Source organism: Paraburkholderia sp. BGA-UO-ETr-F12 (assembly GCF_059567945.1).
Genome location: NZ_JCAQOZ010000029.1, coordinates 173,220 through 186,307 on the forward strand (window position 1 = coordinate 173,220; position 13,088 = coordinate 186,307).

General features: G+C 61.9%; 12 protein-coding genes. 1 reads left to right on the plus strand and 11 read right to left on the minus strand.

What is annotated here, in order from left to right:
* Positions 1-6: 6 nt before the first annotated feature.
* The 9 genes from hfq to ndk form a co-directional block, all read right to left on the minus strand.
* Positions 7-243 (minus strand): RNA chaperone Hfq, encoded by a 237-nt coding sequence (gene hfq / locus AC57B6_RS13455; RefSeq protein WP_006051315.1) that lies wholly within the window; start codon positions 241-243, stop codon positions 7-9.
* A gap of 155 nt (positions 244-398) precedes the next feature.
* Positions 399-1,736, minus strand: a complete 1,338-nt coding sequence (der, locus tag AC57B6_RS13460) for a ribosome biogenesis GTPase Der (protein WP_028199534.1) — start codon at positions 1,734-1,736, stop codon at positions 399-401.
* 413 nt (positions 1,737-2,149) lie between these two features.
* A complete protein-coding gene (gene bamB / locus AC57B6_RS13465) occupies positions 2,150-3,295 on the minus strand; it encodes an outer membrane protein assembly factor BamB (protein WP_028199533.1) in 1,146 nt (381 codons plus the stop codon).
* A gap of 75 nt (positions 3,296-3,370) precedes the next feature.
* Positions 3,371-4,000, minus strand: coding sequence for a YfgM family protein (locus tag AC57B6_RS13470; RefSeq protein ID WP_012433528.1), 630 nt, complete (start codon positions 3,998-4,000; stop codon positions 3,371-3,373).
* 65 nt (positions 4,001-4,065) lie between these two features.
* Positions 4,066-5,406, minus strand: coding sequence for a histidine--tRNA ligase (hisS, locus tag AC57B6_RS13475; RefSeq protein ID WP_406867296.1), 1,341 nt, complete (start codon positions 5,404-5,406; stop codon positions 4,066-4,068).
* A 20-nt stretch (positions 5,407-5,426) separates the two neighbouring features.
* Entirely contained in the window at positions 5,427-6,758 is a 1,332-nt protein-coding gene (ispG, locus tag AC57B6_RS13480) for a flavodoxin-dependent (E)-4-hydroxy-3-methylbut-2-enyl-diphosphate synthase (protein WP_028199531.1), read from the minus strand.
* 87 nt (positions 6,759-6,845) lie between these two features.
* A complete protein-coding gene (locus tag AC57B6_RS13485; RefSeq protein ID WP_496421517.1) occupies positions 6,846-7,979 on the minus strand; it encodes a helix-turn-helix domain-containing protein in 1,134 nt (377 codons plus the stop codon).
* 215 nt (positions 7,980-8,194) lie between these two features.
* Positions 8,195-9,346: a dual-specificity RNA methyltransferase RlmN gene (rlmN, locus tag AC57B6_RS13490; protein ID WP_028199529.1), complete on the minus strand. Its 1,152-nt coding sequence runs from the start codon at positions 9,344-9,346 to the stop codon at positions 8,195-8,197.
* Positions 9,347-9,520: 174 nt separating this feature from the next.
* Positions 9,521-9,946, minus strand: coding sequence for a nucleoside-diphosphate kinase (gene ndk / locus AC57B6_RS13495; protein WP_028199528.1), 426 nt, complete (start codon positions 9,944-9,946; stop codon positions 9,521-9,523).
* A 299-nt stretch (positions 9,947-10,245) separates the two neighbouring features.
* Between ndk and AC57B6_RS13500 the strand changes: the two genes are divergently transcribed.
* Positions 10,246-10,944: a Bax inhibitor-1/YccA family protein gene (locus tag AC57B6_RS13500; protein WP_028199527.1), complete on the plus strand. Its 699-nt coding sequence runs from the start codon at positions 10,246-10,248 to the stop codon at positions 10,942-10,944.
* Between the two features lie 157 nt (positions 10,945-11,101).
* On the opposite strand, the gene AC57B6_RS13505 is transcribed toward AC57B6_RS13500, so the two are convergent.
* Entirely contained in the window at positions 11,102-11,875 is a 774-nt protein-coding gene (locus AC57B6_RS13505) for an MBL fold metallo-hydrolase (RefSeq protein WP_030101790.1), read from the minus strand.
* Between the two features lie 7 nt (positions 11,876-11,882).
* On the minus strand, positions 11,883-13,022 hold the full coding sequence (gene bamC / locus AC57B6_RS13510; protein WP_046568558.1) for an NlpB/DapX family lipoprotein: 1,140 nt from the start codon (positions 13,020-13,022) through the stop codon (positions 11,883-11,885).
* Positions 13,023-13,088 lie beyond the last annotated feature (66 nt).

Genomic DNA, 13,088 nt, shown 5'->3' on the forward strand with positions numbered 1-13,088 from the left:
CGGGGGTTAGGACTGTTCGGAATCCGGGTGGAAATTCACCGGACGGGCCGGCACGACAGTCGAAATGGCGTGCTTGTAGACCATCTGGGTGACCGTATTCCGGAGCAACACGACGTACTGGTCGAACGATTCGATGTTCCCTTGAAGCTTGATGCCGTTGACCAGGTAGATCGACACCGGCACATGCTCTTTACGCAGTGCGTTCAAAAACGGGTCTTGTAACAATTGCCCTTTGTTGCTCATAGCAAACTCCGTATTTTTTTGCAGGTTGACTGAATTGGCGACGAAGGAAAAAGGGATCCGCCGCCAACCGCTACACTATAGCCGATTTTCATTTTTGCGCGAGCAGGCGGCCCTGGCGGCCAAACCCAGCACGCACGCGGGTTTCAGCCTGCATTTCAGCCTTTGTCCGCGTAAGGGTTCGTCGACGATCTGAACTCTATGCGCAATGGAGTCCCTGTCAGCTTGAAAGTTTCCCTGAAGCGGTTTTCGAGGTAGCGTTTGTACGTGTCGGTAATCGCATCGAGCGCATTTCCGTGAATCACGATGATCGGCGGATTCTGGCCGCCCTGGTGCGCATAGCGCAGCTTCGGGCGCACCGGGCCGCGGCGGCGCGGCTGCTGGAATTCCACCGCATCGATCAGCGCACGCGTCAGTTTCGGCGTCGGCAGCTTGGTCATGGCGGCCTTGTAGGCGTCGTCGACCGAGCGCATCAGCGGGCCAATGCCGGTTTTTTCCGCAGCGGAAATGAAGTGAAATTTGGCGAAGTCGAGAAATTTTAATTTGCGCTCGAGGTCTGCCTTGGTGCGGTCGCGCACATGCGGATCGAGACCGTCCCATTTGTTCACGCCCACTACCAGCGCACGGCCCTGCTCCACCACGAAGCCGGCAATGTGCGCGTCCTGCTCCGAGATGTCCTGACGTGCATCGAGCAGCAGGATCACGACGTTCGCGTCCGAAATCGCCTGCAGCGTTTTCACCACCGAGAACTTCTCGATCGCTTCGAACACCTTGCCGCGGCGGCGCAGACCGGCCGTATCGATCAGCGTATACGGCTTGCCTTGACGTTCGAAGTCGACGTAGATCGAATCGCGCGTGGTGCCCGGCATGTCGAACGCAATCACGCGCTCTTCGCCCACCAGTGCATTGATCAAGGTCGACTTGCCGACATTCGGCCGGCCGACGATCGCGATCTTTACACCGTGCGCCGGCTTTCCCTCGTCGCTCTCTTCCGGCTGCCCGGCGTACGCGACGCCGAGTGCCTCGTTGATCATTTCGGTGACGCCGTCGCCATGCGCGGCCGAGATCGCGCGCGGGTCGCCGAGACCGAGTTCGTAGAAGTCGGCGGCCACCGCGCTGTACTTCATCCCCTCGGCCTTGTTGACGACGAGGAAAATCGGCCGGCCGACCTTGCGCAGGTAGTCGGCAATCGTCTTGTCTTGCGGCGCGAGACCATTGCGGCCGTCGACGATGAACACGACGATGTCCGATTCCTCGACCGCCTGACGGGTTTGACGCGCCATCTCATGCAGGATGCCGTCTTTCGCGACAGGCTCGAAACCGCCCGTATCGACGACCAGATACGGCCGGTCGCCGGCGCGACCCTCGCCATAATGGCGATCGCGGGTGAGACCGGGCAGGTCGGCAACCAGCGCATCACGCGTACGCGTGAGACGGTTGAATAGCGTGGATTTCCCCACATTGGGGCGCCCAACCAGGGCAATAACGGGTTTCATCAGATGTTGTTCACGGTGAAACGCGGGATCGAAATCGACCGCCTGCGTAGCGACGCCATGCGGCCGCTACACGGCAGCGTTTGACGAAAATTATCACGAATTCGGCCAGCCCCGGATGTGCTGCCAATATGCGCAACCGGGCGGACGAGAGTTTGGCTGTATGGGGCGGCGCCAATGGGCCGCCGGGTTCAGTCTTTCTTGCTCAACGGCTCGCACGCCAGTTCGGTACGATTTCCTGCGATGCCGTTAAAGGTGGCGCCGCAAGCAGCCACCGAGGCCCACATGGGCCGTTTCTGATCCGACTTGCCGGACCAGCCAGTCCGGCGGAATTCTTCTAGTTAGCTCTTGCAACACAAAAACGCGTGCGGCCGGCGAAGCCGGCCTGCACGCCTGACTACCTGTTGCCTGCGCGATTAGCGCGGGCGATAGCCGTACAGGTCGCCGTCGTGCGTCTGCACAACCAGCGTTTCGCCTGCCAGCACCGGCGCCGCGGTAATCGCGCTGCCGTCGGTCTTCATACGGGCCACGAGCGTGCCGTCGTCGCGCGACAGGAAGTGCACAAAGCCCTGGTAGTCGCCCAGCACGGCGGCGTGACCCAGGATGAACGGGACGCTGAGCTCACGGTTCTTCAGCTTGTCGTTCTTCCACAGTTGCGTGCCGGTGGTGGCGTCGAACGCCGACACCACCGACCAGTCGTCGGCCGCCACCACCGCGCGATCATCCTGCGCGAGGCCGCTCGTGCTCGAGAACGCCTTTTCCCACAGCGCGCGGCCCGAGTTCGCATCGAAGCAGCCAATCTGACCCTGGAACGTCACCGCGCAGGTTTCCGAACCGACCAGCGTAGGCGGACCCGTCACGTCATTAATACGCTCGACTTCGGTCACGCCCTTCGGATACGACACTGGCGTCTGCCAGTAGTTGTCTCCGGTCTGCAGGTTGATCGCGGCGAACGCGCCACCCGGGAAGCCTGCCAGCACGGCCGCGTCGCCAGCGAACGTCATGCCCGACGAGACGCGCAGATTGAGCGGCACGGCGCGATTGCGGTAGTTCCACTTCTGTTCGCCGGTCTGCGCATTGAACGCGACAATCTGACCGTCGACCGTGCGCACCACCACAAGACCGTTGCCGACCAGCGGCGGCGAGATGATTTCGCCGGGCGCCTTGGCGGTCCACAATTGCTTGCCGTCAGCGCCGAGCACGTAGACATCGCCCTTCAAGCCGCCGACCGCGGTGAGCGTGCCATCGCTGCCGACACCTGCCGAAAGGTCGTCATGCAGTTTGACGCGCCAGATGTCCTGGCCGGTCTGCGCGTCGATCTTCGCGACCGAGCCGTTCGCGCCGGCCGCGTACACCGCGTTGCCGACCGCGACCGGCGAGAACAGGTAACGACCCGCCTTGCCCACGCTGGCCTTCCACGCCTGCTGCACGTCGAGCACAGGTTTGAACTCGGTGAGCGGCGTCGGCACGCGGCGCTCGTCTTTCGTGGATGAGCAAGCCGCCATGGTGAGCACGGTCATCGCACAGGCAACGGGCACAGCGTAACGTTTCAGCAGATTCATCGGTGGACGAAGCATTCAGGAAATTGATTAAAGGAGACCGGTTGGTCGTGTCATGCGGCGCACTGCATACGGCGATTAGCCGCCCAGCGCGTCCAGCTTGAACTGAATCAACTGGCGCGCCGAGCTGTCATTTTTCGACAGCGAATCGAGCGCGAGCTTATAGGCCGCACGTGCATCGTCACGCTTGCCTTGCGCAGCGAGCAGGTCACCGCGGCCATTCGCCACAATGCCCTTGAACGCGTCGGACTGCGGTTCGGCGAGCAGTGCGAGGCCCTGGTCGTAGGCCTTGTCGTCGAGCAGCAGCGAAGCCAGACGCAGCTTCGCGATCTGCTTGAACTCGTCGTCTTTGGCGTGATCGATGGTCCATTGCAACTGGGCCTTCGCGGCGGCTTCGTCACCTGCGGCGTACAGCGCTTTGGCAGCACCGAGCGCGGTCATTTGCGCATACGCGGTGCGACTGAACTTGTCTTCCATGTCGGTGGCGACGCGCGTGATCTTCGCTTTGTCGCCCGATGCTACGGCTTGCTGCACCTGGTCATACAGCACCGCGGCTTCCGCCGCCTGGCGCCGTTGCCAGAAATTCCAGCCGTTCCAGCCTGCTGCAGCGACCAACGCCACCAGCACGATCCACGTGGTTGCATTACCCCACTGCGTCCACCATGCCTTCAGGCTTTCAATCGATTCTTGTTCGTCGTGGTAACTCATCGCCCGGCGATTTCCTCTTTTTGATACGTGTGCGTGTCGAGCCAGCAGGCTCGACGACATCGCGATCAGTCGTCGCCGTCTTCGGCGGTTGCAACCATCGCATTGATTAGAAATTCGGTCAAGTCTTCAGCGGGCACGTTATGTTGCTCGTTTTTACCGCCGTTAGAACTTGTATCACGGAGCGGTTTGACGCCGACCGTGCCGTTGGCGATTTCATCTTCGCCAAGCACCACCGCGAAGGCCGCACCACTTGCGTCGGCGCGCTTCATCTGCGACTTGAAGCTCGCCGTCTGGCCGTCTGCGCTGCAATGCAGGATCACGTCAAGGCCCGTATCGCGCAAACGCTCGGCAATGATAAAGGCCTGCTCACGTGCCGCGTCGCCCTGATGGACCACGTAGACATCGCAACCTTCCTCTTCCGGCACGAGTTGTTCTTCTTTCAGCAACTCGAGGATACGCTCGACACCCATTGCCCAGCCGCACGCGCCCGTCGGCTTGCCGCCCAGCTGTTCGATCAGCGGATCGTAACGGCCGCCGGCTGCCACTGTACCTTGCGCGCCAAGCTTGTCGGTCACCCATTCGAACACGGTCAGATTGTAATAATCGAGACCGCGCACGAGACGCGGATTGATCGTGAACGGAATGTTGTTCGCCTTCAGAATGCGTTGCAGGCCTTCGAAGTGCGCGCGCGATTCTTCGCCGAGAAAATCGATCAGCTTCGGCGCGTTCTGCGCGACTTCCTGCATCGCCGGATTCTTCGTGTCGAGCACGCGCAGCGGGTTCGTGTACAGGCGGCGCTTCGCCTCCTCGTCGAGCACGTCCATGTGCTTTTCGAGGTACGCGATCAACTCGACGCGATGTGCCGCGCGCTCTTCTGCGAGACCCAGCGAATTGAGTTCGAGCTTGATGCCCATCAGCCCAAGGTCGTCCCACAAGCGCTGGCACATCATGATGATTTCAGCGTCGGTGTCCGGGCCCGCGAAGCCTAATGCTTCCACGCCGACCTGATGGAACTGCCGGTAGCGGCCGCGCTGCGGGCGCTCGTGACGGAACATCGGGCCGATGTACCACAGACGTTTCGGACCGTCGTACAGCATGTTGTGCTCGATCGCCGCGCGCACGACAGCGGCCGTGTTTTCCGGACGCATCGTCAGATTTTCGCCGTTCAGCGCGTCGGTGAAGCTGTACATCTCTTTCTCGACGATGTCGGTCACCTCGCCGATCCCGCGCTTGAACAATTGCGTATGCTCGATGATCGGCGTACGAATATTCTGGTATCCGTACGAACGCAGCATCGACTTGACGGTTGCTTCAAAAAACTCCCACAGCCCGGCTTCCTGCGGAAGGATGTCGTTCATGCCCTTCACGCCGGACAACTTTTCGAGCTTTTTCTTCTGTTCAGTCATCTGTCTTCGATTGACGGTATTTAGTTGAGTGCTTCGGCGCGGCCGGCTTCGGCGCGGCCGTAGCGGCGCTCGACATAGTCACTCACGATTTGCTGGAATTCTTGCGCGATGTTCTCGCCGCGCAGTGTCTTGACCTTCTCGCCGTCGATGAACACCGGCGCGGCAGGATTCTCTCCCGACCCCGGCAAGCTGATGCCGATATTCGCCTGCTTCGACTCGCCCGGGCCGTTGACGATACAGCCCATCACCGCCACGTGCATCTTCTCGACGCCAGGATACTGATCGCGCCACACCGGCATCTGCGTACGCAGATAGGTCTGGATTTGCGACGCCAGTTCCTGGAACAGTGTGCTGGTGGTGCGGCCACAACCCGGGCACGCGATCACCATCGGCGTGAACGAGCGCAGACCCATGGTCTGCAGGATTTCCTGACCGACGACCACCTCGCCGGTGCGCGGGCCGCCCGGTTCCGGCGTCAGCGAGATGCGGATCGTGTCGCCGATGCCCTGCTGCAGCAATACGGACAACGCAGCGGTTGACGCCACGATGCCCTTGGAGCCCATGCCGGCTTCGGTCAAGCCAAGATGCAGCGCGAATTCGCAACGGCGCGCGAGTTCACGATACACCGCGATCAGATCCTGCACGCCACTAACCTTGCACGACAGAATGATCTTGTTGCGCGGCAGGCCGATTTCCACGGCGCGCTCAGCCGAGCCGATCGCCGACTGGATCAGCGCTTCGTACATCACGCTCTGCGCTTCCCACGGCGTGGAACGCGCGGCGTTTTCGTCCATCATCTTCGCGAGCAGGTCCTGGTCGAGGCTGCCCCAGTTGACGCCGATCCGCACCGGCTTGTCGTACTTCACCGCCGCTTCGATCATTTGCGCGAACTGCGTGTCGCGCTTCGCGCCGTGGCCGACGTTGCCCGGGTTGATCCGGTACTTCGACAGCGACTCCGCGCACGCGGGGTAATCGCGCAACAGCAAATGACCGTTGTAATGAAAATCGCCGACCAGCGGCACCGACACACCCATGCGGTCGAGTTGCTCGCGAACCGCCGGCACGGCCGCCGCCGCTTCCGGCGTATTGACCGTGATACGCACCAACTCAGAACCGGCTTGCGCAAGTTCCTTGATCTGGATTGCGGTGCCGATAGCGTCAGCGGTGTCGGTGTTCGTCATCGACTGGACGCGCACGGGCGCATCGCCGCCGATAGTGACGAGTTGACCGCCCCAACGGACATCGACCGCGTGCGACTTGCGCCGCGCAGCGTGGCCGCCGAACACCGGTTCGTTTGAAACAATCTTGCTACTGGATTGGGATTGAGCTTCGGATTGCATCGAAAAACCCATTTACGCCGCATGCGCTACACAAAAAACGTAGCGCCTGAATTGAAAAAGCGCCGCGACCGGTTGGCCGCGACGCATACCGTATCTATATCAAGGCAACGCGAAGCGCGCCACGTTGCCCTTGGCCGCCGAATATTTCGACGGATCGACTGGCTGGCCATCGAGCGTAAGCGATTCGAGACCCGCCTTGTTGCCCACCGTAACCTTGAACGGCGCCACGCCCGTCACTTCCTTCGTATCGCCTGCGTGCACGAGGCCGGAAAACACTTCCTTGCCGTCCTTGCCACGCACGCTGAACCAACTGTCTTGCGTCACCCGCAACGCGACGATCGCCTCACCCGCGGCCGGCACTGCCGTTGCCGCGTTCGATGCGCCTATCGCGGCGACTACCGGTGCATTCACGCCCGGCGCTACCGCCGGGACCTGCGAACCGGCCTTCGGCGCAACCGCTGCGGCCGCAACTGCCGGCGCGGAAGATGGTGCCGTATCGGCCGTACCCGTCGCCAGCGGCGCAGGCATCGGCGTGCCTGACGCTGCGTTATCGGCTGCGGCTGCCTGCGAGCCCGGGCTGGAAGCAGCCTCATCTACGCTTGCCTCAGAACCCGCCGGCTGCCCCTGTGCCACCGCGCCCGATGCTCCGGTCGCACCGCCCGCTGCGCCGTTGGCGCTCGCCTTCAACCTCGCGAGCCACGCCGACGAATCGCCGCCATTGGTATGCCACATGCCGAGCGCGATCACCGCGACGATCACCGCCGCGATGCCCCATAACCATGAGCGGCTCTTTTGCCCACTGCCGCCGAGCGACAGCGAAACGCGGCCGCGCGGCAAATCCTTACCGGACGAGGCCGGCATCGACAGATCCGGCGCAGGCACACCCTTCTCGCGACGCAGAGCCTGGGTGAACGGCGTGGGATCGGCGCCGAGCATCTTCGCGTAGCTGCGTACCACGCCAAGCGCAAAGGTCGTGTCCGGCAAGTGGCTGATGTCACCCGATTCGAGCGCACGCAATTTGGTGACGGATACCTTCAGGCGTGCCGACACGTCTTCGATCGTCCAGCCCTTCGATTCACGCAATTGGGTCAAGCGCGCGCCCACCGCTGCCAATGAATCGAAGCTCGCCGGACCCGACTGCGTAACAGGCTGCACCACCGCCCGAGCGACCGGCGCCGGATGGCCTTCATTTCCGTCTGTGTCCTGCGGCTGCGGGTGCTGCGGCTCACTCATCCCAAATCCTTTCGCGTCGTTTCTTTTTCACTTGTGCAACCCGGACGGGCCAAAGCGTCGCGCCCGAATCGCAGACCGTTTATAACAAAATGCGCGGCCTTGTGTGCCGCTTCCGATCGCTTCTGCAAACTTTCTTTTCAATCGCCGACGACATATCGGGTTTTTGCGCCCCGGTTGGCTTTCTTCCGGACACCGCGCCCCGCCGTCTCGCGCGATTACACGGCGCGCACCTCGATAATCTTCGCTGCCTTCCCGGTGCGCTCAGCGAGACGCGTGCGGTCTTTCACCGCACCGGCCAACTGACCGCAGGCAGCGTCGATATCATCGCCGCGTGTCTTACGCACCGTGGTGACGACGCCCGCGTCCATCAACACTTGTGCAAACCGCTTGATCTGCTCCGGCTTCGAGCGGATGAGACCCGACTCGGGAAACGGATTGAACGGAATCAGGTTGAACTTGCATGGTACGTCTCGCGTGACGGCCAGCAATTCGCGCGCTTGCGCTTCACTGTCATTCACGCCGTCGAGCATGCAATATTCGAAAGTAATGAAATCGCGCGGTGCAACCTTCAGATAGCGCTGACAGGCGGCCATCAGTTCGCGCAGCGGATACTTTTTGTTCAGCGGCACCAGCATATCGCGCAGCGGGTCGCTTGGCGCATGCAACGATACCGCCAGCGCCACCGGCAAATCGGCGCCGAGCCGGTCCATCATGGGCACCACGCCCGAAGTGGATAACGTGACGCGCCGGCGCGACAGGCCGTACGCGTTGTCGTCCAGCATCAGACGCATCGCGGGCACTACCGCGTCGTAATTGAGGAGCGGCTCGCCCATGCCCATCATCACCACGTTGGTGACGACGCGCTCGCCTTTGCCGTCGCCACCCGTGGCACGGCCACCATCCGTGCCGCGCGTTGCGCGCAGCGCGAACTCGGCCATGCGCAACTGGCCGATGATTTCGCCGGTGGTGAGGTTGCGCGAGAAACCCTGTTTGCCGGTCGAACAGAAACGGCAGTTGACCGCGCACCCGGCCTGCGACGACACGCACAGCGTGCCACGCGTTTCTTCGGGGATATAGACGGTTTCAACCGCGTTGCTGTTGCCGACGTCGATCAGCCACTTGCGTGTGCCGTCGGTCGAAATATTGTCGCTGACGATGCCGGGCATCGTGATCGTAGCGCGCCCCTTGAGCTTTTCGCGCAAGGACTTCGCCAGATCGGTCATGCCGTCGAAGTCGGCAGCGTTGTACTGGTGGATCCAGCGCTGCAATTGCTTGGCGCGAAACGGTTTCTCGCCCAGGCTGTCGCAGTAGGCGACAAGCCCTTGGGCGTCAAGGTCGAGAAGGTTGACGGTGGGACTGCTCGTCATATCGAATCCTGCCATTTCAGTGCGAGACTGTGTTCATGCAACAAGCTGCATGAACGCAATGCCGTTCGCGCCCATTCCTGCTGCTTTACCTTACTACTTTGCCGGGCTGTTCGCGCGGATTCGTGCGACAAATCCAACGGCTGCGCACGAATCACGCCGGCAGCTTAAACCCGCTTAACGCGAGTAAACGTTCACTTCCGGGAAGAAGAACGCGATTTCGACTGCTGCCGTTTCAGCGGCGTCCGAACCGTGCACCGCGTTAGCGTCGATGCTGTCGGCGAAATCGGCGCGGATCGTGCCCTTTTCTGCCTTCTTCGGGTCCGTTGCGCCCATCAGGTCGCGGTGCTTCAGGATCGCGTTTTCGCCTTCCAGCGCTTGCACGACCACCGGGCCCGAAATCATGAAATCAACCAGGTCCTTGAAGAACGGACGTGCTGCGTGCACAGCGTAGAACTTCTCTGCATCAGCGCGCGACAGCTGGACCATGCGCGAAGCCACGATCTTCAGGCCAGCGTTTTCGAAACGGCTGTAGATCTGACCGATCACGTTCTTTGCCACTGCGTCCGGCTTGATAATCGACAGGGTGCGTTCGATCGCCATAAAAACTCCAAAAAATTAAGAGGTTACAGATTCAAATGAATCCGCTATTGTAGCATGTTCCCGTGTATGATTGCGATTGAACCCTTACAGTGTTGAAAGAGTCCAAGCGGGAGTCGGAGAATACTGGTAGCGTAGGCCGTGTGGACATTTTCTAGGTATTGAAACTCCCCGCCGGCGCGCCAATCTTAGGAAAGAGAACCCTGCGACTGGCGGTAAAAATTCCGGCCGGCGCTGTACGACCTGCTGCCCAACCCGCGGCACAACCATTACGCAACACGCTTCTGAGGTAAGGAGAGACCATGAACGATCATCCGTATAGCTTTGGCCGCAATGGCGCGGTCAGCACGGTCGAGACCCGCAACCGCGTACTGCGGAACACCTACTGGCTGCTAGCGCTGTCCATGATTCCGACCGTGCTAGGCGCGTGGGTAGGCTTGGCCACCGGCTTTTCGCTGTTCGCCGCCACCAGTCCTGCCATGAGCATGCTGGCGTTCTTCGCGATCGCCTTCGGCTTCATGTTCGCGATCCAGAAGACCAAAGACAGCGCAGTCGGCGTGTTCGTGCTGCTCGGTTTCACGTTCTTCATGGGCCTGATGCTCTCCCGCATCCTGAGCTTCGTGCTCGGTTTTTCGAACGGCCCATCGCTGATCATGCTCGCGTTTGGTGGCACTGGTGTGATCTTCGCCTCCATGGCAACGATCGCCACCGTCAGCAAGCGTGACTTCTCGGGTCTCGGCAAGTGGCTGTTCATGGGCGTGATCGTGCTGCTGCTGGCTTCGGTCGCGAACGTGTTCCTGCACCTGCCGGCGTTGATGCTGACCGTCTCGGTGCTGGCCATCGTGATCTTCTCGGCCTACATGCTGTTCGACGTCCAGCGCGTCGTGAACGGCGGTGAAACGAACTACATCACCGCCACGCTCGCGATCTATCTGGACCTGTACAACGTGTTCGTCAACCTGCTCGCGCTGCTCGGCATCTTTGGCGGCAACCGCAACTAAGCCTGACGAGGGCCGGCGCCTGAAACGCCGGCCTTGAAGAAAAAGCCCATGGCGAGCAATCGTCATGGGCTTTTTCTTTTGCAACTGCCGGGCGCGCTAACAGCGTATCGCCGGACACGAGGTCGGCGCCGATAATCAGGAACAGATTACAAGCAGATCACAAGCTCAGCCACGCGAAGCCGTCGTCCTGAGAAGCAACGATTACTTCAGTCGGCGCAGTGCCCAACACGCCCGCCATGGCAGCCTGCGCCAGTTCCGGCGAATTGTTCTGCTGGCTCAGATGCGCGGCCACCAGATAGCGCAAGCGCGAGCGGTCGAGCGAGGCCAGGATTTCAGCCGCCGCCTCATTGTTCAGATGCCCATGATTGCCACCAATACGCGCCTTCAGCGATTGTGGATACCGGCTGCCCGCCAGCATCCGCACATCGTGATTGCACTCGAGGACCAGCGCGTCGCAACCGCTCAGCACCGCGCTGATGTGCGGCGTGGAGGTGCCGACGTCGGTCAGCACGCCAAGCCGGCTCGCGCCATTGGAGAGCACGTATTGCAGCGGCTCGCGGGCGTCGTGAGGAACGGTATAGGGGAGAACGCTGAGGTCGCCGATCGCCACCGCTTCGTCGCCCCACAACACCTGCAGATCGACATCGGCTTCGTCGGCACCCACCGCGCGGGCGGTGCCCCAGCTCATGTACAGCGGGATCGACCACTTGCGCGCCAGCGTCAGCGCGCTGCCAATGTGGTCGCTATGTTCATGGGTAATCAGAATGGCGTCGAGACCCTCGACGCCCGCGCCAAGCCGCGCCAACCGCCGCTCGACTTCTTTGGCTGAAAAGCCGCAATCGAGCAGAACCCGCGTGGTGGTCGCGCCGCTCTGCGCTTCCACCAGCAAGGCATTGCCTTCGCTGCCGCTGCCGAGACTGGCGAAGCGCACAGCCCGCTTAATTCAGTTGCGCGTGCAGCAGCGTCACGATGCGCTGCGCGTCCGACGAGTTATCCACCTGCCCGTTCGCATCCAGCACCGCCACCTGCGTCACGGCGTCGCCCTTCGCGCGGACATTGACGAGGAACTCCTGGCCCGGCTTCTTCGACGAATTGCCGCTGTAGAACAGCTTGCCGAAGAGCCCTTCCTTCTTCAGCTCCTGCATCGAGTCGGCGTACCGCACGTAGTAGATCCCTTTCGCGCGATCACGGTTGTCGACCGTAAAGTTGGTGCGGTCGAGCGCGAGGCCCACGCGCAGCCAGGCGCGATCGAACGATTCCTGCAGGTCGAGCGTCGATACGCCCGCGCTCTGGTCGATCGTGGCCGGTGCAGTGGCCGGGCGGGCGTCAGTCAGGAGCTGCTTCGACTGCGCTTCGGTCAGGCCGAACTTCTGCATCAGCTTGGTCAGGAACAGTGCTTCCAGCGCCGGATCGCGCGGACGCTCTTCCCAGCGCGACGACGTCTTGTCCTGGCCCGTCAGCACTTCTTCCATCGCGCTGTGCGTGATCGAGATGTCCGTCGTGTCAGCCGGACCGCGCGACACGAGCGTGCGGAAGCTGTCACGGGTACCCGAAGAGTAGGCGAAGTCAATCACCTTGCCGACCGTACGACGGAACCAGTCGTCCGGAATATTGGCGCGATTTTCGGCCCAGTCGGTCGTCATGATGCCGGTGGCCGGCGCATCGGTTTTCAGCGCGAAGCCATTCTCCTGCCAGAACTCCTGCAATTGCGGCCACAGTTGTTCAGGCGTGCGTCCGTCGACAACCAGCCAGCGGCGATCGCCGTCACGCTCGATGTGCATGCCCAACGGGTCTTGCGCATTCGGCTGGCCTTCCGTGGCATTGCCCGCTGCGGTGACCGCGCGTTGCGGCGAGCCGCCCAGCGCCAGATTGGCCGGCGGCGCCACGTAGCGCTGGTCGGTCGGCGTGGTGGTCAGATCGCCCGGAACGGCGAGCGGCGGCGCGCTGCCCGCGCCCTTGTAGTTGACGCGGTCGGAGGCGAACCAGTCGTTCAGCGTGTCACAGCCGGCGAGCGTGACGAGAGCAAGCGCCAGCGCCGCCATGCGGGTTGCGTGGAGGGAAAGTGCGGAACGTTTCATGAGGTCCTTCGTGATGCTGGAACGCGGTGCCTGGTTCTGTGTGCCGGGAACGTGGGCTGGATCGAC

Bases quoted from the DNA above. Each gene is read 5' to 3' on its own strand.
- bamC (WP_046568558.1), bottom strand. From the start codon at position 13,022: ATGAAACGTTCCGCACTTTCCCTCCACGCAACCCGCATGGCGGCGCTG.
- bamB (WP_028199533.1), bottom strand. From the start codon at position 3,295: ATGAATCTGCTGAAACGTTACGCTGTGCCCGTTGCCTGTGCGATGACC.
- ndk (WP_028199528.1), bottom strand. From the start codon at position 9,946: ATGGCGATCGAACGCACCCTGTCGATTATCAAGCCGGACGCAGTGGCA.
- AC57B6_RS13500 (WP_028199527.1), top strand. From the start codon at position 10,246: ATGAACGATCATCCGTATAGCTTTGGCCGCAATGGCGCGGTCAGCACG.
- rlmN (WP_028199529.1), bottom strand. From the start codon at position 9,346: ATGACGAGCAGTCCCACCGTCAACCTTCTCGACCTTGACGCCCAAGGG.
- hfq (WP_006051315.1), bottom strand. From the start codon at position 243: ATGAGCAACAAAGGGCAATTGTTACAAGACCCGTTTTTGAACGCACTG.
- AC57B6_RS13485 (WP_496421517.1), bottom strand. From the start codon at position 7,979: ATGAGTGAGCCGCAGCACCCGCAGCCGCAGGACACAGACGGAAATGAA.
- AC57B6_RS13470 (WP_012433528.1), bottom strand. From the start codon at position 4,000: ATGAGTTACCACGACGAACAAGAATCGATTGAAAGCCTGAAGGCATGG.
- ispG (WP_028199531.1), bottom strand. From the start codon at position 6,758: ATGGGTTTTTCGATGCAATCCGAAGCTCAATCCCAATCCAGTAGCAAG.
- hisS (WP_406867296.1), bottom strand. From the start codon at position 5,406: ATGACTGAACAGAAGAAAAAGCTCGAAAAGTTGTCCGGCGTGAAGGGC.
- der (WP_028199534.1), bottom strand. From the start codon at position 1,736: ATGAAACCCGTTATTGCCCTGGTTGGGCGCCCCAATGTGGGGAAATCC.